The sequence below is a fragment of the Acetobacter sp. ESL1128 genome, assembly GCF_058505085.1.
Genome location: NZ_CP196369.1, coordinates 908,544 through 933,875, shown reverse-complemented (window position 1 = coordinate 933,875; position 25,332 = coordinate 908,544). Strand labels below are relative to the sequence as shown.

The 25,332-nt window shown below is 59.4% G+C and carries 22 protein-coding genes, 2 tRNA genes and 1 riboswitch; of the genes, 5 read left to right on the top strand and 19 right to left on the bottom strand.

The features are described 5' to 3' along the window. Positions 1–18: 18 nt before the first annotated feature. Positions 19–789, bottom strand: coding sequence for a squalene/phytoene synthase family protein (locus tag ACSYTG_RS04340; RefSeq protein ID WP_489783022.1), 771 nt, complete (start codon positions 787–789; stop codon positions 19–21). Between the two features lie 244 nt (positions 790–1,033). On the opposite strand from ACSYTG_RS04340, the gene ACSYTG_RS04335 reads away from it, so the two are divergent. From ACSYTG_RS04335 to ACSYTG_RS04325, 3 genes are all read left to right on the top strand, one after another. Further along, the gene (locus ACSYTG_RS04335; RefSeq protein ID WP_086645503.1) at positions 1,034–1,642 is read left to right on the top strand and encodes a superoxide dismutase; all 609 of its coding nucleotides are present in this window, start codon (positions 1,034–1,036) and stop codon (positions 1,640–1,642) included. Positions 1,643–1,884: 242 nt separating this feature from the next. Next, a complete protein-coding gene (clpB, locus tag ACSYTG_RS04330) occupies positions 1,885–4,500 on the top strand; it encodes an ATP-dependent chaperone ClpB (protein WP_095349369.1) in 2,616 nt (871 codons plus the stop codon). Positions 4,501–4,589: 89 nt separating this feature from the next. Continuing rightward, positions 4,590–5,222, top strand: a complete 633-nt coding sequence (locus ACSYTG_RS04325) for an NUDIX hydrolase (protein WP_489783023.1) — start codon at positions 4,590–4,592, stop codon at positions 5,220–5,222. 66 nt (positions 5,223–5,288) lie between these two features. On the opposite strand, the gene hflX is transcribed toward ACSYTG_RS04325, so the two are convergent. From hflX to ACSYTG_RS04280, 9 genes are all read right to left on the bottom strand, one after another. After that, positions 5,289–6,608 carry a GTPase HflX gene (hflX, locus tag ACSYTG_RS04320; RefSeq protein ID WP_086645506.1) on the bottom strand — a complete coding sequence of 440 codons (1,320 nt, stop codon included), beginning with the start codon at positions 6,606–6,608 and terminating at the stop codon, positions 5,289–5,291. Then, the gene (hfq, locus tag ACSYTG_RS04315) at positions 6,589–6,873 is read right to left on the bottom strand and encodes an RNA chaperone Hfq (protein WP_059024200.1); all 285 of its coding nucleotides are present in this window, start codon (positions 6,871–6,873) and stop codon (positions 6,589–6,591) included. The genes hflX and hfq overlap by 20 nt, the downstream gene beginning before the upstream one ends. A 79-nt stretch (positions 6,874–6,952) precedes the next feature. Continuing rightward, complete coding sequence (gene ntrX / locus ACSYTG_RS04310; protein WP_086645507.1) at positions 6,953–8,344, bottom strand: nitrogen assimilation response regulator NtrX; 1,392 nt, start codon at positions 8,342–8,344, stop codon at positions 6,953–6,955. Then, positions 8,334–10,601: a sensor histidine kinase NtrY-like gene (locus tag ACSYTG_RS04305; RefSeq protein WP_086645508.1), complete on the bottom strand. Its 2,268-nt coding sequence runs from the start codon at positions 10,599–10,601 to the stop codon at positions 8,334–8,336. Before ACSYTG_RS04305 ends, ntrX begins: the two co-directional genes overlap by 11 nt. Before the next feature lie 8 nt (positions 10,602–10,609). Beyond that, complete coding sequence (gene ntrC / locus ACSYTG_RS04300) at positions 10,610–12,052, bottom strand: nitrogen regulation protein NR(I) (RefSeq protein WP_086645509.1); 1,443 nt, start codon at positions 12,050–12,052, stop codon at positions 10,610–10,612. 61 nt (positions 12,053–12,113) lie between these two features. After that, positions 12,114–13,220 (bottom strand): two-component system sensor histidine kinase NtrB, encoded by a 1,107-nt coding sequence (locus ACSYTG_RS04295; RefSeq protein WP_086645510.1) that lies wholly within the window; start codon positions 13,218–13,220, stop codon positions 12,114–12,116. Beyond that, a complete protein-coding gene (gene dusB / locus ACSYTG_RS04290) occupies positions 13,217–14,287 on the bottom strand; it encodes a tRNA dihydrouridine synthase DusB (RefSeq protein ID WP_253528949.1) in 1,071 nt (356 codons plus the stop codon). Before dusB ends, ACSYTG_RS04295 begins: the two co-directional genes overlap by 4 nt. Positions 14,288–14,378: 91 nt before the next feature. Further along, complete coding sequence (gene ispF, locus ACSYTG_RS04285) at positions 14,379–15,533, bottom strand: 2-C-methyl-D-erythritol 2,4-cyclodiphosphate synthase (protein WP_086645681.1); 1,155 nt, start codon at positions 15,531–15,533, stop codon at positions 14,379–14,381. Between the two features lie 250 nt (positions 15,534–15,783). Continuing rightward, positions 15,784–16,122 (bottom strand): P-II family nitrogen regulator, encoded by a 339-nt coding sequence (locus ACSYTG_RS04280; protein ID WP_025828032.1) that lies wholly within the window; start codon positions 16,120–16,122, stop codon positions 15,784–15,786. A 212-nt stretch (positions 16,123–16,334) separates the two neighbouring features. On the opposite strand from ACSYTG_RS04280, the gene ACSYTG_RS04275 reads away from it, so the two are divergent. After that, positions 16,335–17,588, top strand: a complete 1,254-nt coding sequence (locus tag ACSYTG_RS04275) for a UbiH/UbiF/VisC/COQ6 family ubiquinone biosynthesis hydroxylase (RefSeq protein WP_165925397.1) — start codon at positions 16,335–16,337, stop codon at positions 17,586–17,588. 70 nt (positions 17,589–17,658) lie between these two features. After that, positions 17,659–18,459, top strand: coding sequence for a serine O-acetyltransferase (gene cysE / locus ACSYTG_RS04270; RefSeq protein WP_489783112.1), 801 nt, complete (start codon positions 17,659–17,661; stop codon positions 18,457–18,459). A 183-nt stretch (positions 18,460–18,642) separates the two neighbouring features. Here cysE and ACSYTG_RS04265 read toward each other — a convergent pair. The 9 genes from ACSYTG_RS04265 to ACSYTG_RS04225 form a co-directional block, all read right to left on the bottom strand. Next, a tRNA-Arg gene (locus tag ACSYTG_RS04265) sits at positions 18,643–18,719 on the bottom strand. A 40-nt stretch (positions 18,720–18,759) separates the two neighbouring features. Continuing rightward, positions 18,760–19,065 (bottom strand): ETC complex I subunit, encoded by a 306-nt coding sequence (locus ACSYTG_RS04260; protein WP_489783024.1) that lies wholly within the window; start codon positions 19,063–19,065, stop codon positions 18,760–18,762. 22 nt (positions 19,066–19,087) lie between these two features. Further along, positions 19,088–19,164, bottom strand: a tRNA-Pro gene (locus ACSYTG_RS04255). Positions 19,165–19,222: 58 nt separating this feature from the next. Further along, the gene (gpt, locus tag ACSYTG_RS04250; protein ID WP_086645682.1) at positions 19,223–19,708 is read right to left on the bottom strand and encodes a xanthine phosphoribosyltransferase; all 486 of its coding nucleotides are present in this window, start codon (positions 19,706–19,708) and stop codon (positions 19,223–19,225) included. Positions 19,709–19,889: 181 nt separating this feature from the next. After that, complete coding sequence (locus ACSYTG_RS04245) at positions 19,890–20,141, bottom strand: hypothetical protein (RefSeq protein ID WP_086645514.1); 252 nt, start codon at positions 20,139–20,141, stop codon at positions 19,890–19,892. 94 nt (positions 20,142–20,235) lie between these two features. Beyond that, entirely contained in the window at positions 20,236–20,571 is a 336-nt protein-coding gene (locus ACSYTG_RS04240; RefSeq protein ID WP_086645515.1) for a DUF6525 family protein, read from the bottom strand. Further along, on the bottom strand, positions 20,568–21,785 hold the full coding sequence (locus ACSYTG_RS04235) for a GTP-binding protein (RefSeq protein ID WP_489783025.1): 1,218 nt from the start codon (positions 21,783–21,785) through the stop codon (positions 20,568–20,570). Before ACSYTG_RS04235 ends, ACSYTG_RS04240 begins: the two co-directional genes overlap by 4 nt. 144 nt (positions 21,786–21,929) lie before the next feature. Next, positions 21,930–22,517, bottom strand: coding sequence for a manganese efflux pump MntP (locus ACSYTG_RS04230; protein ID WP_489783026.1), 588 nt, complete (start codon positions 22,515–22,517; stop codon positions 21,930–21,932). An 87-nt stretch (positions 22,518–22,604) separates the two neighbouring features. Continuing rightward, positions 22,605–22,705, bottom strand: a riboswitch (yybP-ykoY riboswitch). Positions 22,706–22,854: 149 nt separating this feature from the next. Then, complete coding sequence (locus ACSYTG_RS04225) at positions 22,855–25,029, bottom strand: TonB-dependent siderophore receptor (protein ID WP_415420557.1); 2,175 nt, start codon at positions 25,027–25,029, stop codon at positions 22,855–22,857. Positions 25,030–25,332 lie beyond the last annotated feature (303 nt).

Sequence of the window (25,332 nt, the reverse complement as noted above, 5' to 3'; positions counted from 1 at the left end):
TGCAGCACTCCAAGCCGTTCAGTCGCGCTCAAACGCACGCAGAGCCTTAATACCCTGCCACATGAGTGCGGCGCGGTCCCCCAGCCCACGGGGCTGCCCGGCCTGCCGGGCGGTCCCAGCAAGGTCCCGCTTGGCCAGTATGGCAGGCAGAGCAGCAAGGCGAAAAGGCGCGGGCAGATGGGACCAGTCCAGCGCCGCCAGCCATGCCTGCCCTTGTAACCTGAGCGCCTCCTGCTGAGCGGGCCATATAAACCGCCCTGATTGCTGGAGCACGGGCCAGTGCCGCAGCATGGCCCCTGCTCCATAGGCCATGCCACAGGCTTCCAGCCTGAGCAGGGTGGCGGGGTCTTCCACCCCCAGCAGTTCGCCTGTTGCGCGTTGTAGCGCTCCGGGGCCATCACGCATCATGCCCTCCCATGCCGGTTGATCACGCGCGCCGGTCAGTTCCATCTCGCAAGAGTGAACAAGACGGAGCAGTGTGGCCAGCCGGGCCTGCCCGCATGCCATCATCCCCAGCAGAAAAGGGGCCAGAATATGCTCGGGGGGGCGGGTCTTTTCCAGCACCTCGCGCCACCATTGCAGGCGGATCAGCCCGGCCATGGGCCCGGCCACCGCAGCCGAGCGGGCCGGGGCCAGCACGCGAATCAGCTCGTTATGGAACGCCAGCAGAACAAGCCCGCCCGGCTGTGCGGATGCGGGCAGAAAACGCGCACAGAGCAGCCTGTCCGCATCCCCCGCTGCAAGCCCCGCCAATGCCTGCATATCGGTGTGTGATGGAGGGGTGTTCATGGCTGTATCCTACTTCTCTTACCCGGTGGCATGTTGCAAATTCATGCTGTTTCATGCGTAATGCACATATAGCTTTCCTTACGGACTGCCGCGCCACCCCACCCCCACCAGCAGGGCAAGTTTCCGTGAGCAAGGGAAAAGAGACATCGGGCCACCACCCGCTGGCTCTGTGCCATATGGCACGCCCATAGCTCTGGACAGGCGCGTTTTTGACACGCCCTGCTTGATACGACGGAGTTATGTCATGGCTTTTGAACTGCCAACCCTCCCCTTCGCCCCCAATGCCCTTGCCGCACGCGGCATGTGCCAGGAAACGCTTGAGTTCCACCACGGCAAGCATCATCTGGCTTACGTAAACACCCTGAACACGCTGCTCGAAGGCAAGCCCGACCTTGCTGGCAAGTCTTTGGAAGACATTATTCTGGCCGCACACGGCAAGGCTGACCTGACCGGCCTGTTCAACAATGCTGGCCAGCATTGGAACCACTCGTTCTTCTGGAACAGCCTGTCCACCTCTGGCGGTGCCATGCCCGAAAAGCTTGGGGCCAAAATTACCGCAGACTTTGGCAGCATCGACACCTTCAAGGAAGAATTCCGCAAGGCCGCCATCTCCCAGTTCGGGTCTGGCTGGGCTTGGCTGGTGCTGGGCAAGGACGGCAAGCTGGCCATTACCAAAACCCCCAACGGCACCAACCCGCTGGCCGAAGGCCAGGGCACGGCACTGCTGACGGCAGACGTGTGGGAACACTCCTACTACCTGGACTTCCGCAACCGTCGCCCGGACTACATCACCAACTTCCTGGACAAACTGGCAAACTATGAATTTGCCGAAGCCCAGCTGAACGCGGCCTGAGTGCAAAGCCACCGGCCCCAAGCCGGTCTGGTGTAAAAAAGGCGGGGCTCCCACGGGGCTCCGCCTTTTTTCATATCGGCCATTCCATAGGGTGTGCGACATATGCACACATCCCCCTTGATTGTGCTGTTGGGCCTTCCAATCTTAGAGGTGTCAACACGACAGACCCTGCCTTCCGTTGCCGCAAAGCGGGATGGGGCAAGGCCTTCAGTCGCCTACGATAAAGGGACAAGAGGGATATTATGGATATTGCAAAATTTACCGAACGCTCACGCGGTTTTCTGCAGGCAGCACAGACCATTGCCCTGCGCGATTTTAACCAGCAGCTTACGCCCGAGCACCTGCTCAAAGCCATGCTTGATGATGAGGAAGGCGCTGCATCGGCCCTGATCCGTGCCGCCGGTGGCAACCCCGATGCGGTCCGTGCCGCCAACGAGCAGGCACTGGCCAAACTGCCCAAGGTACAGGGTGGGGGCGCTGGTCAGCCAGCAGCTACCCCGGACCTGGTGCGCGCACTGGATTCCGCCGAACAGATCGCCCAGAAAGCAGGCGACAGCTTTGTCGCGCAGGACCGCCTGCTGGTAGCCCTTGCCGCGACCAGTAGCGCGGCGGGTGAGGCGCTCAAAACCAACGGCGCTACCCCCGATGCGCTGGAAAAAGCCATAGCCACCATCCGCAAGGGACGCACAGTGACCAGCGAAAACGCTGAAGCCAATTTTGACGCGCTGAAGAAATATGCGCGGGACGTGACCGAAGTTGCCCAGCAGGGCAAGCTGGACCCGGTTATTGGCCGGGATGAGGAAATCCGCCGCGCCATTCAGGTTCTGGCCCGCCGTAGCAAGAACAACCCTGTGCTGATTGGCGAACCCGGTGTGGGTAAGACCGCTATTGTGGAAGGTCTGGCCCAACGCATTGTTAATGGCGATGTGCCCGAAGCGCTTAAAAACAAAAAACTCCTCTCCCTCGACATGGGCGCGCTGGTGGCCGGTGCCAAATATCGTGGTGAGTTTGAAGAACGCCTGAAAGCCGTGCTCAAGGAAATTGAGTCCGCCGAAGGGCAGGTCATCCTGTTCATTGATGAAATGCACACGCTGGTCGGCGCAGGCCGGACCGATGGCGCCATGGATGCCTCCAACCTGATCAAGCCTGAACTGGCGCGCGGCACGCTGCACTGCATTGGTGCCACCACGCTGGATGAATACCGTAAGTATATTGAAAAAGACGCAGCACTCGCACGCCGCTTCCAGCCCGTTTACGTGGGCGAGCCTTCCGTGGCCGATACCATTTCCATCCTGCGCGGGATCAAGGAAAAATACGAGCTGCACCATGGCGTACGCATTACCGACGGCGCACTGGTCGCCGCGGCAACCCTGTCCAACCGCTACATCACGGACCGCTTTCTGCCCGACAAGGCCATCGACCTGATAGACGAGGCCGCAAGCCGGCTGCGTATGCAGATCGACAGCAAACCCGAAGAGCTGGACGAACTGGACCGCCGCATTATCCAGCTCAAGATCGAGCGGGAAGCACTGCGCAAGGAAGACGACACCGCAAGCAAGGACCGGCTGGAATCCGTTGAGGCCGAACTGGCTGATCTGGAAGAAAAATCCAACACGCTCAGCGCCACATGGCATGCGGAAAAAGACCGCGTGCATGCGGTGCAGAAATTGCAGGAACAGCTTGATCAGGCCCGATCGGATGTGGAAGTGGCCCAGCGCAAGGGCGACCTGCAACGCGCCTCCGAGCTGATGTATGGCGTTATCCCCAACCTGCAAAGCCAGATTGCCAGCGCCCAGCAGACGGAGGAACAGGAAGCAAAAAGCGCGAACCTTGTCTCCGAAGCGGTGACGGATCAGGGCATTGCCTCGGTTGTCTCACGCTGGACGGGTGTGCCCGTGGACCGGATGCTGGAAGGCGAACGCGCCAAACTGCTGCGGATGGAAGACGAGCTGCGCAAATCAGTTGTGGGGCAGGAACCCGCCCTGCGTGCGGTTGCCAACGCCGTGCGCCGTGCCCGCGCCGGTTTACAGGACCCCAACCGCCCGATCGGGTCGTTCCTGTTCCTCGGCCCGACGGGTGTTGGCAAAACGGAGCTGACCAAAGCACTCGCCCGCTTCCTGTTTGACGATGACAAGGCCCTGCTGCGCATTGACATGAGCGAGTTCATGGAAAAGCACGCCGTGGCCCGTCTGGTCGGCGCACCTCCAGGCTATGTGGGGTATGAAGAAGGTGGCGTGCTGACCGAAGCCGTGCGCCGCCGCCCTTATCAGGTCATCCTGTTTGACGAGGTGGAAAAGGCGCATGAGGATGTATTCAACATCCTGCTGCAAGTGCTTGATGATGGCCGCCTGACCGATGGTCAGGGCCGCACGGTGGACTTCCGCAATACGCTGATCATCCTGACCAGCAACCTCGGCTCCGAATATCTGGCCAACCAGCCGGATGGGGATACCCCAGCCATGGTGCAGGCACAGGTTATGAAGGTGGTGCGTGAACACTTCCGCCCCGAGTTCCTGAACCGTCTGGATGAGGTTATTCTCTTCTCGCGCCTCCAGCGGGTGGATATGACCAAGATTGTGGATATTCAGATCAGCCGCCTGCAAAAACTGCTCGAAGACCGCAAGATTGGCCTGCATCTGGATAATCTGGCCGAAACCTGGCTGGCGAATGAAGGATACGACCCGGTTTATGGTGCGCGCCCCCTTAAAAGGGTTATCCAGCGCAACCTGCAAAACCCGCTGGCCGGGCAGCTGCTTGAAGGCACGATCCATGACGGCGAAACCGTCAATATTTCTGCCAATGGGGATGGCCTGCTGATTAACGGTCAGGCCGCCACAGAGCCTGAACCTGCCTACTAACCCGGATACCCCGGCCTGTTAGCAGCACATAAAAAAACGGGAGGGCGCATGCCTTCCCGTTTTTTGTTGAAGAAGAGAGGAACACAACCATGTCCGAGCCTGAATGGCTTATCTGGGCCAGAGAGGTTCAGGCCATTGCCCAAACCGGACTGACCTTTGCCAAAGACCCGTTTGACCGCGAACGCTATGAAATGCTGCGCACGCTGGCTGCCAAAGTTATGGCCCGTGGCAGTGGTGCCCCCATCCAGCAGATAGAAAACCTGTTTACCCAGCAGACCGGCTACGCCACCCCCAAGCTGGAAGTGCGTACCGGGGTGTTTGACGCCCAGAACCGCTTGCTCATGGTGCGTGAAGTGCTGGACCAGAACCGCTGGACCGTGCCGGGCGGCTGGGCGGATGTAAACCTGAGTGCCTCGGAATCCGCCGCCAAGGAAGTATGGGAAGAAACCGGCTACACGGTGCGCATAACCCGCCTTGCCATGGTGCTGGACCGGGCAAAACAGGGGCATGAACCGCCAGAGGCTTTTTCCATCACCAAAATGTTTTTTCTGGGAGAACTTACCGGCGGAGCCCCAACCACCAGTATTGAAACCAGCGAAGTCCGTTTTTTTGCGCGCAACGAGATCCCGCACGACCTCTCAACCGGGCGTATCTCACGCCATCAGATCGACAGGCTGTTTGCGCACCACGCTGATCTGAGCCTGCCAACCGAGTTTGACTGATTAAAAAGCGCATGCCCGGCGGATCAGGCTGACTGATCCGCCGGGCATGGAGCCCCACGTAACGCGTTAAGCGATCTGAGGCGTAATGTGCCGGAACTGCCGCTCAAAGCGCGCACGGTCTTCTGCCAGCAGGCGCACGGTAATATCCGCCTCTTCCTCCCGGTCGTTACGACCTATGACCTCGCCATGCTGGTACAGCCATGCCAGCGCGGCACCATCGGCCAGTGGCAGGGCGTAACGCACCATTTCCATCCCCGATGTAATGCGCTGGTCAATACGGGCCAGAAGCCGGTCCAGCCCATCCCCCGTAATGGCGGAAATGGCAACGCTTTCATCCCCCTGCAGGGCTGCTGCGTGCTCGCCCAGCAGGTCCACCTTGTTCAGCACTTCAATCACACGGCTTGGCCAGTCCTGCTCAAGCATGTTGTCCTTGGCCATGCTTTGCAAAACACCCAGCACGTCTTTTTTCTGGGTCGCGCTATCGGGGTGCGCAATGTCACGCACATGCAGGATAATGTCGGCTTCGGCCACTTCTTCCAGCGTGGCGCGGAAGGCGGCAATCAGCTCCGTTGGCAGGTCGCTGATAAAACCCACCGTGTCCGATAGAATAACCTGCCGCCCCGATGGCAGTTCTATGGCACGCATGGTCGGGTCCAGCGTTGCAAACAACTGGTCCTGTGCGTAAACGGTGGCCCCGGTCAGGGCGTTGAACAGGGTGGATTTACCCGCGTTGGTGTAACCCACAAGAGCCACAACGGGGAACGGCACACGCTTGCGGGCCTGCCTGTGCAACCCGCGTGTGCGGCGCACCTGCTCCAGATCTTTTTTAAGGCGCACAATGCGCTCGCCAATCATGCGGCGGTCAGCTTCGATCTGGGTTTCACCCGGACCACCCAGAAAGCCAAAGCCACCGCGCTGGCGCTCTAGGTGGGTCCACAACCGCACAAGGCGCGAACGCTGGTATTCCAGATGCGCCAGTTCAACCTGCAATGTCCCTTCCCGCGTGGCGGCACGGGCACCAAAAATATCCAGAATAAGGCCGGTTCGGTCGATAACCTTACAGCCAAACTCGGTTTCCAGGTTACGCTGCTGGGCGGGGGTCAGTTTGGTATCCACCACCAGCACGTCAATATTGTCGGCCTTGACCGCTATTCGAAGGGAATCGATCTGCCCCTTGCCCAGCAATGTGGCCGAGCGGCGCATACGCAGCAAAAGAACGGCTTTACGGACAATAACCAGACCAATGGAGGCCGTCAGGCCAACGGCTTCTTCCAGCCGGGCCTCTGCGGCCCTTACGTCCTGCCCGTGGGCTGAGCGCTCCCACGGCAGAATAACGGCAGCACGCGTTGCAACCGTTTGTTTTTTCTCAGTAAAACTCGTCGCCAAGAGATGGTTCCTTGTCCGCCTTTGCGCCCGCTCCGGTGGAGTCTGCAATATCTACGGGAATGCTGGGCATAACAGTGCTGATGGCATGTTTGTAAATAAGCTGGGTCTGCTCATCACGCCGGAGAAGCACTACCTGATCATCAAACCACGTAATAAAACCCTGAAGTTTGACACCATTGACCAAAAATACGGTCACGGCCGCCCGGGAACGGCGAATCTGGCCTAAAAATGCGTCCTGCACATTGTGTGCACTCTCTTTTTCCACTGTGTGCGACCCTATTCCATTTTCTTTTTTTCTTGGGAGCCAGATCCAACGCCTGCCCTGACTCGTAACAACTCACTGCTCAGCCAGTGTTCCGTTCGTCCGATGTTACACCAAGCTGCTTGAGTTTACGATGCAAAGCGCTCCGCTCCATGCCCACAAACAGCGCTGTGCGGCTTATGTTCCCTCCAAATCGTAATAATTGTGCCTGAAGGTACTGGGTTTCAAACAGGTCCCGCGCCTCGCGCAGTGGCAGGCTCATGACATCGGTCGAAGCATCAAACTTTAACAGCCCCGGCGCGTTCTCCCCAATTGTGGAAGGCAGCATGTCTGCGCGGATCAGGTCCTGGCTGCTGCCGGGCTGCATGATCAGCACCCGTTCCATCAGGTTCCGCAGCTCACGCACATTGCCCGGCCAGTCATACGCCTGCAGAACAGCCACGGCATCGGGCGACAGATCGCGCGAGGGGAGGCCTGCCATTTCCGCCGCACGGTGCAGGAACAGCGTTGCCAGACCGGGAATATCGTCCCGCCGTTCCTTAAGGGCTGGCATCCGCAGGGGCACAACCGCCAGACGGTAATACAGGTCCTCGCGGAAGCGGCCACCTACAATTTCGGCCTGAAGGTCGCGGTTGGTGGTGGCCAGTACGCGCACATCCACCTTAACACGGGAGCCACCACCCAGCCGCTCAAAGGTCTGGTCCTGCAGGGCACGGACAATCTTGCCCTGCGTTTCCAGCGGCATGTCCGCCACCTCATCCAGCAACAGGGTGCCACCATGGGCGCGTTCGAGCACGCCCGTCCGGCGGCCAACACCATCCACCCCGCCTTCCAGCCCGAACAGCTCCTCCTCAAACCGGCCCGGAGCCAGCGTGGCGCAGTTGAGTGCCACAAAAGGCCCATCCGTCCGGCGGGAGCGGGCATGGATCATGCGGGCAGCCACCTCCTTGCCTGAGCCCGGACCGCCGCTTATCAGCACGCGTGAGCCGGTGGGAGCCACCTTTTCTATCTGGTTGCGGATAGCCACGATCTGGGCGCTGTTACCGTACAGGTCTGCATCCTGCCCGGCGCGCAGGCGCAGTTCCTCGTTTTCACGCGCAAGGCGCGATGCTTCAAGGGCACGGCGGACAATAACCAGCAGCCGGTCGGCCTGAAACGGTTTTTCAATAAAATCGTAGGCACCGTGCTGCAAAGCCGCCACGGCGGTTTCGATCGTGCCATGGCCTGAAATCATGACCACGGGCACGGAAGCTTCCTCCGCCTTCATGGCCTGCAGAATTTCCAGCCCGTCCATATCCGAGCCCTGCAACCACACGTCCAGAATGACCAGAGACGGCCTGCGTGCCCTAAAAGCCGCCAGAGCTGCCTCGGAACTGGAGGCAACACGGGCCTCGTACCCTTCATCACACAGAATGCCTTCGATCAGCATCCGAATGTCGGGTTCGTCATCAACGATCAGGATTTCATGCGCCATGGTCGTCTTTCACCGGCAAAACCAGAGTAGCCACAGTTCCCTTCTCTCCTGCTCTGTCTTCCAGACGGACCGTTCCACCATGATCTTCCATGATTTTTTTCACAATAGCCAATCCCAGCCCTGTTCCTTTGGCTTTGTGCGTTACGTAAGGCTCGGTCAGGCGGTTCCTGTCATCCTTGGGAAGCCCCACCCCATTGTCGGCCACGACAATAGCAATGTTTTCCCCCTCCTGCGCAATACGCACCCATACCTCCCCCTTGGGAGCCACCTCCTGCCCGGATGCGTCTGCCTGCCGCGGGACCATGGCAATGGCGTCGGCCGCATTTTGCAGCAGATTGATCAAGGCCTGACTGATAAGCCGCCGGTCGCACCGAACCAGTGGTCCGTGCTGTGGCAGATCAAGGTGGTACGAAATCTCATGATGAGCGTTACGTTGCAGGATGAGCACCTCCTGCGCAATACGGGAAAGGTTCTCATCCTTCATAATTGGTTGTGGCATGCGGGCAAAAGCCGAAAATTCGTCCACCATACGCCCGATGTCCCCCACCTGACGCACAATTGTATCCGCGCATTGGGCAAACGTGTCGGGGTCGGAGGTGATTTCCTTCAAAAAACGGCGTTTGAGCCGCTCGGCCGCAAGCTGGATGGGGGTAAGCGGATTCTTGATCTCATGCGCGATGCGGCGGGCCACATCCGCCCATGCTGCCTTGCGCTGGGCCTGTTGCAGGGCTGTAATGTCATCAAATGTCATGACATACCCTTCGGTTACGGTGCCGCGCAGCTCCGCCCCCACGCGCACAAGCAGGGTGCGCTGGCTGGTGGCATGGCCAATCTGGATTTCACGCGTGAAGACGGTCTCGGGCGAGAGGGTGATCTCTTCAAGCAGCCCGGCAAACTCCGGCACGCGTGTTGCCAGCGGCTCACCCGTGGCATCCGCCAGATTGGTCTGGAGCAGCACACTGGCCGCACGGTTTGGCAGCTCAATCCGCTGTTCCACGTCCAGCCCGATCACCCCTGCGGACACGCCTGACAGAACAGCCTCGGTAAAGCGCCTGCGCTCATTGATCTGCCCATACGCCAGCATCAGCTCCGAACGCTGGCTGTCCAGTTCCTCCGTCATGCGGTTAAAGGCGCGGGACAGGCTTGCCACTTCATCATCCCGGTCGGTTTCAGGCACGTGGACGCGCAGATCACCCTCACTCACCCTGCGTGCGGCCATGCTCAGCAGGCCCAGCGGGCGGGCAATCTGGTTGGCCAGTGCAAAGCCGATCAGGGCGGCAACAGCCAGCACCAGCAGCGCCACCAGCACAAAGATCATGACAAAGGTGAGCTGGATCTTGGCCTTGTTGCTGTTGAGGTGCTTGTAGTCCGCCACCACGTTTTCCGTCCGGTGCATGTGCTCCAGAATGGACGGGTCAACCAGCCGGGTAATCACCAGCATGAGCGTAGGCGTTTGCGACAGTTCCACAACAGCCCGTACCGTGCGCTCGTCCGGGGAGTCCAGAATAGCTACATCATTAGAGCGCGCCATGAGCGTGGCCGCAGGCGGAGGCAGGTCCTGCAGGTAGCCTGTCCGGCTCATCAGCCCGCCAGCCGCCACAACTCGGTTGGTAATGGGGTCGTATACCAAGGCCTCGGTCAGCCCGCGGATGGTCGCCTGACTGTCGAGCATCTGGGACAGGGCATCATGGTCCTGCAGCAGTTCCATGCCGCTGGCGGCCAGTTCGTTCTGCGCGCTCATGATGTAATTGGACATCGAGAACGCATCTGTACGGATATTGGCGTTATGCTCCTGCAAATATCCGCGTGATGCCTGCAAGGCCTCGTTCAGTGCCGTGTTGACCCTATCAGAGAACCAGATCTGTATTCCGTAATGGAAAAACAGGGTGGCAAACACACCCACCACCACCGTAGGGGCAACCGCCACAATGCCAAACAGGGTAACAAGGCGCACATGCAGGCGCGTGCCCGCCAGCCCTTTGCGATACTCCACCAGAATAGGCCAGCCACGCACCCCCATGGCAAGCAGCAGCAGCAACAGCACCAGCCCGTTAACAACCAGCACCAGCGGCTCGACCACGGCGTAATGCCCAAAAGACATACCGCCCGAAAGCACGACAAATGTTGCAAACACAAGGCACAGCGCCAGAGCCACAAGCGTTACGGCAACGCTCCTGCGCTCAAGCGCACGCAGCAGCCATTGCAGGCCTGCGCGTGAAAACAGGTGGGAAAAGGAGAACCGTGGCGCGTTTGTCATACCCGTGGCTAGACTACGCCACGCACGACGGGAATCTCAAGGTCGCGTATTTTCTTACGCAAGGTGTTTCTGTTCAACCCCAACATGGCGGCGGCCTTGATCTGGTTGCCCCGTGTTTCCGTCAACGTCATCTGGATCAGAGGACGTTCCACCTCAGCAATAATACGGGCGTGCAGATCATGCAACGGCATACCCTCCCGCCCTGCTTCCAGATAACGGGCAATATGGCGCGAGACTGAATCGACCAGTGGTTCGGCCACCTGCCGGCAATCTGGCACAAAATCATTCTCCAGTGGGTCCGCCAGTTCCGCGTCCACCAGCTCGGCCGTAATGGTTTCCTGCGAATACAGGGCCACAATGCGGCGGATCAGGTTTTCCAGCTCCCGCACATTGCCCGGCCAGCGCCATGCCTGCAGGCGGGTCATGGCTTCCTCATCCAGCGTCCGGTAGCCACCCCCTGCCTCCCGGCACTGGGCCAGAAAGTGGCGGGCAAGGAGAGGGATGTCCTCCCGTCGTTCACGCAGGGGGGGCAGGCGCAGGGGCACCACGTTCAGCCGGTAATACAGGTCCTCACGGAAGGTACCGGCCTGTATGGCCTGCCGTAAGTCCCTGTGGGTTGCGGCCACAATCCGCACATCGGCATGCAGGGGGGTGGAGCCCCCCACGGTTGTAAACTCCCCTTCCTGCAACACGCGCAACAGGCGGGTCTGGGCCTCCTGTGGCATATCCCCGATCTCATCAAGGAACAGCGTGCCACCCGATGCCTGCTCAAACCGGCCGGGCATGCGGCCCAGATTGCCGCCGCGCTCGTAGCCAAACAGTTCACTCTCGATCTGCTCACGCGGGATGGCAGCCATGTTGACGGCAATAAACGGACCACTACGGCGGCGGCCATATTCGTGCAGGGCACGGGCCACCAGTTCCTTGCCGGTGCCGCTCTCCCCCGTGATCATCACGGTCAGGTCCGAGGTCGTCAGTCTAGCAATACTGCGGTAGATGCCCTGCATAACCACGGATTGCCCGATCAGCGGCAACCGTTCCTCCGGTGTCTGGGGGGATGCGGGTTTTTCCGCCTCTTGTACCGGGGTGGTCAGCGCACGCGCCACCACTGCGAGCAGTTCCTTCAGGTCAAACGGCTTGGCCAGATATTCAAACGCACCGCGCTGCGTGGCCTTTACGGCGGTTGTCAGCGTGGACTGGGCGCTCATAACAATAACCCGCAGGTCCGGCCGGATCTGGCGGATGCGCGTTACCAGTTCCAGCCCGTTGCCATCGGGCATGGCCACATCGGTAATAACCAGATCGCCCTCCCCTTCCTGCACCCACTGCCACAGGGTGGACGCATAGGGCGTGACCTGAACCTGATAACCCGCGCGACCAAGTGCCTGCCCCAGCACGGTACGGATGGACCGGTCATCATCAGCAACAAGAATGGTGGGCAGTGGTGTCATGCGTTTGGAACCAGAGGAATAACAACAGGGAGAGGCTTATCAGGCGCGGGCAACCCCAAGGTCAAGACAGTCCGGCCCTTTCTTCCGCCAGCGGAAGGAAAAGACTGATCTCCGTTCTGCCCGGTCGGCTTTCAACTTCCATCACTCCGCCGTGGTCATCCATCACCTTGCCCACCAGCGCCAGCCCCAGCCCGCTACCGTTGACCTTGGTGGAAACAAAGGGTTCAAACAGATGCGGCCTGACTGTTTCCGAAATACCGGGCCCTGTGTCCCTTATGGTCACCACCAGCGGCAGGTGCCGCCACTGGGTGGTGCCCGGAGCGGTCACGCGAATACCCGGTCGGTAGCTGGTCATCAGGGTAATATCCCCCTTTTTGCCGGTCTCATGCAGCGCTTCCGCCGCGTTCTTGACCAGATTGAGCAGCACCTGCACCAGCCTGTCCCGGTCCCCCCATACGTGGGGGAGCGAGGGGTCATACTGCTCTATAATCCGCAGGTCCTTGGCAAAACCGTTGCTGGCCAGCAGCTTTACGTGCTCGAGCAGGCGGTGGATGTTCAGGGCGCGGTAGTCCATCTGCGCCTCGCCAAACATGCCCATACGCTCGACCAGCGCATCTATGCGGTCCACTTCATCACAGATCAGGGTAGCCAGATCACGGTCTGCATCCCCCACGGCCTGCTCCAGCAATTGGGCGGCCCCCTTGATGCCTGAAAGCGGGTTGCGCACCTCATGCGCCAGCATGGCCGCCATACCCGACACACTCCGCGCCGCCGAGCGATAGACCTGCTGCTGGTCCAGCACCCGTGCGGTGGATGGCTGGTGGAATGTGAGCAGCAGATGCCCCGGATGGTCCAGCACCTCCGCCCCCTGCACGCTCACCCCCTCGTGGTGGAAGCGGGGGGAACTGAACAGGAGGTCATGCTCGGTCACACTCCCCCCGCGCTGGCGCAGATGGGCAAGCAGCAGATAAATCGGGTGATCAGGTGGTGCAATTTCAGCCATGCCGCCAGCCTTGATCTGCTGGCGGGACATACCAAAAAACTCCTCTGCCGCCATATTGAGCGCCAGAACAGCATTCCCTGCCCCGACCTCAAGCAACGGAACAGGCAGGCTGTCCAGTAGAAGCGCCGCGTCAGGCTCTGCCCTGTCTGGCGCTTGTGTGCTCACGCCGCGTGAGCCTGTTCGTGCTGGCGTGCGGCTTCCTGGCGGGAGGCACGCGGCTCCCGCTGTGCACCGGCGGCAATCTGCTGGTCATAAAACTCGGCAATCCGGGCTATGGCCTCATCGGGCGTTTCCACCTTGTTGAAGACGGCACGGAATGCAGCCGAAGCAGGCAGCCCGGCCGAATACCAGGACACATGCTTGCGGGCCAGCCGCAGGCCGGGGCGTGGGCCAAAATGCTCCAGCATCATGTTATAATGCTCCAGCACAATGGCTTTTTCCTGTTCCAGCGCGGGGTCGGGCATCTCCTCCCCCGTACGCAGGGCATGGGCAACCTGCGCCAGAAACCACGGACGCCCGTAGCAGCCACGCCCGATCATCACCCCATCAGCGCCGGACTGGGCCAGTGCGTTGCGGGCATCAGCTGTGGTCAGGATGTCCCCGTTTACAATAACGGGCAGGTCCACCGCGTTTTTAACATTGCGCACAAACGCCCAGTCCGCCGTGCCGTTATAAAACTGCTGGCGGGTGCGCCCGTGCACCGTAATCATGCGAATACCCGCGTCCTGCGCAATACGGGCCAGCACGGGGGCATTAAGGTGCTCATGATCCCAGCCCATGCGCATTTTGAGCGTGACAGGCACAGACACGGCCTTGACCACCGTTTGCAGCATGCGCTGTGCCGCGGCTTCATCCCGCATCAGGGCGGAGCCTGCCATCTGCCCCACGGCAACCTTTTTAACCGGGCAGCCAAAATTAATGTCGATCAGGTCCGCCCCACGGTCCACGGCAATACGGGCGGCTTCGGCCATGGCCTGCGGGTCGCACCCGGCCAGCTGCACGGCATTGGGGCCACCGGCATCGGCCACTTCGGCCATGCGCAGGGTGGTATCGTTCTCACGCACCATTGCCCATGAGGCAATCATTTCGGAAACAACAAGGCCAGCCCCAAGCCTGCGGACCAACCGCCGGAATGGCAGGTCGGTCACGCCGGACATGGGCGCCAGAATTACTGGCGTATCAAGAACAACACCGCCCAGATCAATCGGACGCAGCAGAGGTTGCGTTTGCACAGTCATTTCCATTTGCCTACGAATTAGGCAGAAATACCGGTCCACGCGCCCCTGTGCAATGTTTTTTCGCCGTCAGCTACGCGGTGCGGTTTTACGGCACCAGAACGCTGACGGTAGCCGCACAGGCAATGCCTTCTTCCCGCCCGGTAAAGCCCAGCCGTTCAGACGTTGTGGCCTTGACCGAAATACGGTCCACATCCACTTCCAGCAGCGCAGCAAGGCGCTCCCGCATGGCCTGCGCATGGGGGCCAATTTTGGGGCGTTCGCAAATCAGGGTCAGGTCGGCATTGACCAGCATCCCCCCCCGCTCGCGAATACGCTGACCCGCATGGATGAGGAAGCGCGCGCTATCCGCATCCTTCCACTCGTTCTGGCTGGGAGGGAAATGCCTGCCGATGTCACCTTCGGCCAGTGCGCCATAAATGGCGTCACACAGCGCGTGGATACCCACATCGGCATCGGAATGACCGGCCAGACCATGCGTGTGGGGAATGGTAATCCCGCACATGATCAGCGGGCGCCCTTCCTCAAAGGCATGCACATCGTACCCAAGGCCCACACGCGGCAGCAATGTGGGGCCAATCAGCCTTTCAAGACGCACCAGATCAGCCTCGTATGTCAGTTTGATATTATCTTCATCGCCCGGCACAAGCGCCACGCTAAAGCCGGACTCCTCAAGCAGTTTGGCGTCATCCGTGGCATTGAGCGAGGCCGCTGCGCGGTGCAGGTCCAAAAACAGGCCAAAACGGAAACCCTGAGGCGTTTGCGCACGGAACAGATGCTCGCGCGAGACGGTGCCATCAATCACGCCGTCTTTTTCACGCTTGAGGGTATCGGCCACGGGCACGGCGGGAATAGCACCGGGATGTTCCGCCAGAGCCGCCACAACATTGGCCACCAGTTGCCCGGTAACATAAGGGCGGGCACCATCATGCACCAGAACCAGATCGGGCTTTTGCTCCGGTGGCAGGGCGTCCAGCGCCTCCAGCCCGGCGCGCACACTGGCCTGCCGGGTTTGACCACCCTGCACAGGCGGCAGAACAGCCAGCCCCTGCAATGCGTCATTCAGGGAGGAAGGGTCCCCCACCGGCTGAATAGAGGAGACATGCGGCAGAAGAGCCTCTGCGGCGTGTCGGATAACGGGCTGGCCAGCAAGCAGCACATACTGCTTGGGCGTGGCACACCCCGTGGTGGCGGCATAGCGGCTGCCTGTACCGGCAGCCAGTAGAATGGCAGCTACTCGCATGTCCGAAGCAATGAGGCCACACCCCTGCCCCGTCAAGCCTGAAAATGGGAAAGAGAGGCATCCCTTTTAACACGGTTCTTACCGTGCAGCGGGCAGCACCCTGCACACTGGCGCACACCGCCAGCAACCCTGCACAAAATGCAGGTTTACGGCAGCCCCCACACGCGGGGTTGCCGCCCTAATGGCCGCAAGGGCAGGTGCCAGACCCGAGGTTGCGCAAACCTACCCTACCGCCAGACCGGCCTACCCCTTAAAGGGCTGCATCCCCGGTCTCACGCGTGCGGATGCGGATGACACGGGTAAGATCGCTGACAAAAATCTTGCCATCCCCGATCTTGCCCGTATGCGCTGCATCCAGAATCGCTTCCAGCACCTGGTCAAGCAGGGCATCGCTTACAGCGACTTCCACCTTGATCTTGGGCAGGAAGCTGATCCGGTATTCAGCTCCACGGTAAATTTCCGTCTGCCCTTTCTGGCGACCAAACCCCTTGACTTCCGAGACAGTAATCCCCTGAACACCCAGCGGCGCAAGCGCTTCGCGGACATCATCGAGTTTAAAGGGCTTTATAATGGCGGTAATCAGCTTCATACTGCCTGCAACTCCCTGCTGCAAAACATTTCCATGACGTTACGATGTTGGCACAGTTAAACACCAATTGCCAAGAGCTTTGATGCACCTCAAGGCAAGACGGCTGGTTTTGTCGCAAAGGAGGGCGCATATAGGGGCATGATCCGCAACAGCCTGTGCGGCTTTCCGGGCGTGCCGCCTGCCAGATGTGTGAATGTTAAGGAAAAAACCGCATGAGCCCAATCTCCCCCGATGCCACGGCAGAACACGCCAGCACCCACCACCCGCATGTGGCGGACGTGGATGTGTGCATTATCGGCGCGGGGCCAGTTGGTGCCGCTCTGGCGTGCCGTCTGGCGCGTGGCGGCATGCGGGTGGCCGTAGTGGACAAGGCGGCCCTGCCCCCCATGGAACACCCGGATCTGGACGGGCGCGCCTACGCCATTGCCGCAGGCCCCAAGGAGTTTTTGGAAAGTGCCGGAGTGTGGGACCTGCTCCCCGCCACCTCCTGCCCGATTGAGGAAATTCTGGTCACCGATGGCAGGCCGGGTGAGCCCGCATCCTCCCTTTTTCTCGAGTTCACACGAGCCGATGCCTCGCAGCCTTTTGGCTGGATGGTGGAAGCCCGCGCCCTGCGCGTGGCGCTGAACAAATGCCTGAGCACCACACCGGGCGTGACCGTTCTGGCCCCCGCGGAAGCAAAAATTACCCGCACGGCGCAAAATGCGCATGTGCAGCTACAGGATGGCCGCAGCTTTAACGCCCGCCTGATTGTCGCCGCCGATGGCCGCCGCAGCCGCCTGCGCTCCGAAGCCGGTATTCCCCTGACCCGCCTACCCTATGGGCAGACCGCCATTGTGTGCGCCATTGCCCACGAGTTCCCGCACGACAACAGCGCGCTGGAGCACTTCCTACCCGCGGGCCCGTTTGCGCAGCTCCCCATGACAGGCACGGACGAACACCCCTACATGTCCGCCATTGTGTGGAGCGACAAGGACGGCATAGCCGAACGCTTTGCCGCCCTGCCCGATGATGCCTTTGCCAAGCAGGTGGAACGCCGCATGGGCAATACCCGCCTTGGCCGCGTAACGCCCGTGGGCCGCCGCTGGACTTACCCGCTCTCCGCCCAGTATGCCGCGCGCTATACAGATACACGGCTCCTTCTGGTGGGGGATGCCGCACACGGGATTCACCCCATTGCAGGCCAGGGGCTTAACCTTGGCTACCGGGATGTCATTCACCTGAGCCCATTGCTGCTGGACATCCATGCGCAGGGCAAGGACCCCGGCGCCCCAGCCGTGCTTGCGCGTTATCAGGCCTTGTGCCGCCCGGCCAATATGCTCATGCTGGCGGCAACAGATGCGCTGGACAGGCTGTTCAGTAACAACAACCCGGTCCTCCGTCTGGCGCGTGATCTGGGTATTGCGGGCGTGCATCGCTTTCCTGCCCTGCGGAAAGCTTTTGTAAAGCACGCCATGGGTTTGTAGTTGCGGAGTAGCCGGGATGCAGGACGGTAACGTTGCCTCAGTCAGTTCCAGTCATTTTGAAGAAAGCAGCATGCTGTGCGCGCCACAGCTGACCGTGCTGTGGCGGCAGATGACGCAGGAAGCATGCAGCTGCCATGACCCACTGGTGCGCGGCCTGCTGGCAACCGGCGTGCGGAGCCATTCCAACTTTGCATCTGCTCTGGCGGCCCTGATTGGCCGCAAACTGGGGGACCGTTCCGTTGCCGCCGATGCACTTTCCGAACTGGTGAAGGAAAGTTTTGACGCGGAGCCTGATCTGGTATGCGCAGCTGCTGCCGACCTGCTGGCCATCCGGGAGCGGGACCCGGCCTGCCCGGATTTTGTAACTCCGTTCCTGTTCTTCAAAGGTTATCATGCGGTGCAGACCTACCGGGTGGCGCGCTGGCTCTGGCTGTCTGAACGGCGGCATCTGGCCCTGCATCTGCAAAGCCGTGCATCAGAACTGTTCGGGGTGGACATTCACCCAGCCGCACAGCTTGGCCGCCGCATTCTGTTTGACCACGGCACAGGCATTGTAGTGGGGGAGACGTCCATTATTGAAGACGATGTTTCCATTCTGCAAAATGTGACCCTTGGTGGCACGGGTAAACATTGCGGGGACCGCCACCCCAAGGTGCGCCGGGGCGTGCTGATTGGCGCAGGCGCCAAAGTCCTTGGTAATATTGAAATTGGTGAAGGTGCCAAAATTGGCGCTGGCTCCATTGTACTTGAGCCCGTACCCCCTTTTACCACCGTAGTCGGCAACCCTGCCCGCAAGGTCGGTGTGCGCCACAAGGGTATGCCCGCCCTGAACATGGACCAGACACTCCCCCCTATTGATTACATTATCTGACACCCAGAGCATGGGGGCGCGCACTACGGCCCTGCCCCCATATACCTTCCCCAACTCACGGCTGGCCCAACGCTTTACCCAGCCCCGTGGCACAATGCGGCACCAGACAACCCGGCGCAGAGCGGACACAAAAAAGGGCGGAGCCTGATCCCCCACCCTGACAGGATTTTACAGACAAAAAACTGGCGCGCCCTATTGGATTCGAACCAATGACCCACAGCTTAGAAGGCTGTTGCTCTATCCAACTGAGCTAAGGGCGCGAAAAGCCTCCCATCCCGCACAGGGAGTGGAGGCTAAATTTCAGTGCGTCCAGTTCTGGATTCGGTTGTAGCCGAAGTTATCGGCATAAACCTTGGGACGACGGTGCCGCTGCGCTGGCTGTTCAACCTCATAAGCAATCTGCTCATTCTGGGCGTAAGCCTCGGCGGCCTCGCGGCTGTCAAACAGAAGGCGGAGCTGTGAACGGGTATCCGCGCTGCCGGTCCACCCCATAAGGGCATCCTGCTTGCGTGGAGCGCCCTGACCGTATTCAAACACCCATTTGCGGGTGCCTGCCAGACCGGACTGACCTGCTGGCTTGGACTGCTGATAAATACGCGCTGGCATTATGTGCCTCCCGCTTTATTTATGGTCGGGGCGCCCGGACTCGAACCGGGGGCCTCGTGTACCCAAAACACGCGCGCTACCAGGCTGCGCCACGCCCCGAACAAGCGGGAAACTAGGCGTCTAATTATAAACTGGCAACCCTGTTGCGCTAAAAAAATTACTCCGCACACTCTTTTTTGTTGCTGACCAGCGGCGGCACGAACAGCGGAGCCGTATCCCACGGAAAAAGAACCCACGTATCCTGCGGAACTTCCGTAATAAACAGATCGGTCAAGGGTTTACCGGCAGGTTTGGCATACAGGCAGGCAAAATAGGCTTTGGGCAGACATTCACGCACAAAGCGCGCGGTCACGCCGGAATCGACCAGATCATCAATAATCAGGAACCCTTCGCCATCCCCTGCTGCTTCCGGGGCTTTGATAATCTGGGGCTGGCCCATTTCTTCTTCGTCATAGGTCACGACGGAAATGGTCTCGATCAACCGGCACCCCAGTTCCCGGGCGGCAATGGCTGCGGGAATTAACCCGCCACGGGTAACCGCCACAATACCTTTAAAGGGCATTCTGGGCATAAGGGCCGCCGCCAGCGCCCGTGCATCCCTATGCAGTTGCTCCCATGTTACCGTGGCATAATGCACAGCCATAAACACCATCCTTTAACAATCACGCCGCAGGCCGGGTTGCCCCCTGCCTTTATGCGCCCTCTTTAGCAGGAAGATGCGCCAGTTCCTACAGAGTGTTGCGCACCCGCAATCACCCCTTTGTCATGCCCGGCCAAAACCGGAGCGGCATAGCAACTGGCTGTGACTATTGCTGTAGGGCGGATTAGTCCTCGTCTTCTCCACCGGGGGTATCACCGATCCGTTCCAGATATTCGGGCTCCCCGTAATCGCCTATGTCTTCATCCACATCCATGCGCACGACCACGGCCCCGGCAACATGCAGGATACCGGCCCGGATTTTGTCCACCCGCCTGCGTGCATCTTCCACGTTCGGGCACACAATGGGTGCTCCCGCCCGCAATACCGCCCCCTGCCACACAAATGGCTGAAACACGATCCGCTCTGCTACCGCCATGTTAGCTTTCCATCTGCAATATGTTCTTTTTTTGTTCTATCATATATGCAGCCGCTGGCAAAGGCGATAATGCACGCAACCAATACGCATGCCGTTACCGTTGTACAGTACACCCTGCCGCCATATGGGGGAGCGGCATGCCATATTGCTCCCCATACCGCGTGGCAAACACGTCGCGCTCCAGCCGCTCACAATAATCCAGGTAGCGGATCAGTGCTTTTTCGGCCCGTGCCGTGCGGCCATAACTCCGTTTGTAATGCCGCCAGAGCATAAGCACATTCACGGACCATGCATCGTAACTATGCTGGGTTACGCGCTGGCGTATGCTGGGGGGCAAGGCATCAAATGCCTGCCAGTCGTTGCCGTCATACCTGCGCCAGACCTCGTGGCGCAGGGTGCGTTCGTTACTGGGGGCTGGCGCGCGGGTCATGGCTCCACGGGCTCCATCTGCCACGCGGGGAACGGGTCTGGCAGGTTTGCAAACATGCTTCCATCAAAAAGAGTTTGCCCGGTATCTGGCACAAGGCAGGCGTTCAATGCGGCGCGAATAGCGGCTTCGTCCATATCGGCCGTGCCAATAAACACCAGTTCCTGCCTGCGGTCGCCATAAACCCGGTCCCACCTGGAAACCAGCATATCCTGCCATTCCGTATCTTCCGGCCAATGTTCAGGAGGAATGGCAACCCACCAGTGCCCGGCGGCCTGCGTTTGCACCAGTGCTCCAGCCTGCCCCAGTTCCCCCACCCACATGGGTCTGGTCGCCAGCCAGAAATACCCCTTGCCACGCACAACACCCGGCCAGGCATGATCTATAAAAGCCTTGAATTTTTCGGGGATAAATGGGCGACGCGCTCTAAAAACAAAACTGCGGATACCGTATTCATCCGTTTCGGGCACATGGTCTGCAAACCCATAAAGCTCTTTGTACCATAACGGGTTTTTATGAGCTTTTTCGTAATCAAAGCGGTGCGTATTCAAAACCCTGTCCAACGGCACCACGGAATTGTCTGTTTCCACAATATCGGCGTCAGGGTTCAGGCTCATAATAATCTGGCGGGCCGCTACGCGCTGTTCGGGCGTGGCGCTGGAAACCTTGTTGAGCACAACAACATCTGCAAATTCAATCTGCTCCACCAGCAGGGAAACCAGAGCGCGTTCATCATCCTCCCCTGCGATTTCCCCCCGATCCTTGAGAAAATCGGTTGAACCGTAATCGTTGAGAAGATTAACCGCGTCCACAACGGTTACCATGGTATCCAGCCGGGCTATGTCCGCCAGACTGGCACCGACTTCATCACGGAACTCAAACGTGGCGGCAATGGGCAGGGGTTCTGCAATACCGGTTGATTCCACCAAAAGGTAATCAAACCGGCCATCTTCGGCCAGCCTGCGTACCTCCTGCAACAGGTCATCACGCAAGGTGCAGCAGATGCAGCCGTTGCTCATTTCCACCAGTTTTTCATCCGTGCGGGAGAGGTTGCTCCCATCGCGCACCAGATCGGCGTCTATGTTCACATCGCTCATGTCATTCACAATGACCGCGACCTTGCGGCCTGCGCGGTTATTCAGAATGTAATTGAGCAAGGTTGTTTTTCCGGCACCAAGAAAACCGGACAAAACGGTAACGGGCAGCCTGTTGGGCATAGGAGAACCTTATTGTTGCGGCATACTCCCCCCGGTATATACGTTATAGTATAACATAACAATTATGACTTGAAATTAAAGCGCCAACCTGCAGGCAAAGCTGCCCCGGGGCAGGCATGCACCCCTGCCCCGCCCATACCCGCCTTATGGCGCACTGAGATGCGTATAAAGAATGGAACAGCCTATGCCGATCAACGCACACCCGCCCAGAATTTCTGCGTAACGGCCAATCCATACACTGGCATGCCGGCCAATGATGACCCCCATTGTAGCCACAACGGTTGTAATGCCGCCTATAATCAGGCAGGCGGACAGAATATTCACCTGCATGACACCAAGGCTAACCCCCACAGCCGTTGCATCTATGCTGGTAGCCAGTGCGGTTGTGACCAGACCAAGCACCCCACGCCGCGGCGATGCCTGATCCACAACCTGATCTGGCTGTGCCTGCTCTTCCCCCCGCACGGCAAGGCGGATCATGTTGCCCCCAATGGCCAGCAGCAGGCCAAAGGCAATCCAGTGGTCAACCGCTGCAATCCATGTGCTGAGTGCCAACCCCAGAACCCAGCCGATGACTGGTGTTATGGCTTCAAAAAAACCAAAGACCGCGCCTATGCGCACGGCATCGTTCAAACGGGCAGTCTGCTCGCTTGCCCCTTTGCCAACAGCCGCAGCAAAAGCATCCACCGACAGGCTGAGCCCCAGAACACCCAGCGTGAAAAAACCGGTCATGAAGATTCCACGGGCCGCAAGAAACACAAACAGCAGACAGAAATCCCCCGGCCACAACTGGGGCTTCCTCTGCCGTTGGTCTTGCCTGGCGTTTTTTGCAAAACGCTGCCTCCACCATGGCCAAAAGGCCAAGTGTGTTGATGAAGGCCCCTCAAAACTGAGGGTAACTACTCCCCAAGGACTGCGCGATGCCTACCAAGTGCCGGGCAAGATTGCAACCCTGTGTTTATCCGCTTTTCATCCACAGGCTTACCCACGCAAGCATCCTCAGAATCTGTGGATAACGTAGAGCCTACAGGCCGGTTGGGGGCCGGGCAGCCCCCGCCCCTTCCGGGTTTTACCAGGTGTAGCCTACGCTGGCCTGCGCATTACGCTGCTCTCCATACCAGCACCATTCAGAATACGGTGCCCCGGCATAGCAGCTGGAGACAAAGCGCTTGTTAAAGAGGTTGTGCACGCTGGCCTGCAACGTCCAGCCCTTAAATGACGACCCAAGGTTAGACATATCGTAACTGATCGACCCATCAAACAGCGTATAGGACGGCACCGTAACCGCACCATAGGACGCCGTACCACCGTAGGAGGAGGCCACATGGCGCACCCCGCCCCCAAAGCCAAACCCCTTAAGGCGACCGGACTGCATGGTGTAAAATGCAAACAGCGATGCATTGCCCCGGTTCGCGCCAATAAGTGGCCGCCCAGTTGAATCGTCTTTGACGCGCTGCGTGCTTACGGCGGCTGTCACGTCCAGCCCCTTATAGGCCTCCACATGCGCTTCAAATTCAAAGCCATCCGAATGCACTTTGCCGCTCTGGGTGGAATAGTCACTGCTGGGGACAGAGACCAGAACACCTGTCTGCTCAATATGGAATGCCGCAGCAGAGAGCAGAACCGGCAGGCCGGGGATCTGGTATTTTAACCCGCCTTCAAGCTGTTTGCCCATGCTGGGGTCAGCCTGATGCTTGTGAAGCCCTCCATCATTGGAGACCAGACCGGCCTGCGGTTCAAAAGACGTGGCGTATGAAATGTAAGGCGAAAGCCCGAAGTCAAAATGATACAGGCCAGATGCGCGGAAGGTAATCTGCCCCGGGCTTTCTGTTGTGCGCTGGTTGCTGACCCGCTCATTCTGCTCGCTATGGTACCAGTCATTACGCAGGCTGCCGGTCAGATACAGGTTTTCAATCCGGATCTGGTCCTGTGCATATAGCCCGATCTGGTGCTGGTTGGTGACGTAATTACTGGCAACCGGCGGGTTTGTAAGCGGCTGCCCGTAAAGCGGGTGCAGCACGTTAATGCCCGGTGCATCGCCCCAGCCATCCACCTCGGTTGCGTGGCTTTGCTGGTAATCAAACCCGACCATGAGCTGATGATGCAGAATGGACGTGTTGAACCGCCCCTTGACCTGGCTATCGAATGCAAGATTTTGCATCCGCTCGTTGGCAAAGATCATCCCGCGGGAGAAGTCACCCAACTGTTCAAGGTCCATATGCCGGGTGTAGCCACTGTCCATATAAACGCCCTTGTTATAGACGCTTTTGTATTTTGTCTGGATGTCATCATACCGGCCGCGCGATGCAACACTCCAGTTTTTGTTGAACTCGTGGTTGAAAATATAGGTAATGGCCCCGTGGTTACGGTCGAACTCCTCGTAAGAGCGTTCCCCATCATAAAAATTGCGGGGAATGTAGCCAAAAGCAGCTTTTTTCAAAGACCCCTGCAGCGGCACTGACCCATAAGCCCCACTTTTGGGATCGTACTGGTAATTGCCCAGCAGCGTAAAGGTTGTTGGGCCATCCCCCCCAAATGTTACCGTCGGGCTTATGCTGTAGCGCCGGTTAACGGTCTGGCTGAGCTGGCTGTCCGAACCATTAACCGTGCCATACAGGCGGTAGCGCACAAAACCGTCTTTTGTGGCCCACCCGCCTACATCTCCATCCACACGGTACAGGTCAAAACTGCCGCCGGTTGCTGTCAGGCTGCCATAAAACTTGTCTGCCGTGGCCAGTTTGCTGGACAGGGCAACCAGCCCGCCGGGGCTGGACTGCCCATAAAGAGCGGAAGACGGGCCTTTGAGCACCTCTATGCGGTCCAGCCGCGAGGTATCGGTCTGGGCCGTTGCATAGCCGGTGGGGCTGGCCTGCTCCTTAAGCCCGTCCAGAAAGGTGGGAACCGTAAAGCCACGCAGGGTAAACTGGTCATAGCGCGATGCGGTTGCGCCACGCTGGTCGGGCAGCACACCGGCAATATAGCGTATGGCCTGGTTAAGGCTTAACACGCCACGGTTATCCATTTCGCGCCGGCTGATCACCGTTATGGACTGCGCCGTATTAACCAGCGGCGTATTTGTTTTGGTGCCGGAGGACGCCATGGTGCTGGCTGTACGCGCACGGCCGACAACATCCACACTCTCGCTCTTTGCCCGGCCTACTGGAGCCGCCACGGTGCCCCCCTGCACAAGTGCTACAGAGGTTGGAGCCGTGCTTTTGAAGCTCAGCCCCGTGCCAGCCAGCATTTTGCCCAGCGCATCAGGCGCGCTCAATGTGCCGGACACCTCCCCCGAGACCAGATTGCGCACAAGGGATGTGGGCACAGAAACCTGCACACCCGACTGGCGTGAAAACTGGCGGATGGCCGCAGCCAGAGGCTGGGATGCAATATGGAACGTATGCACTCCCACTCCGGGCAGGGGTGCTGTCTGCGCCATGGCGGGCAGACTTGCCGTAGCACTGCACAGCAACCCACCCAGAGTGTACCAGCCAACAGACACGTTTTTTAAGCGGCGACCAAACAAAATGTGATGCATCTTTCACCTGAC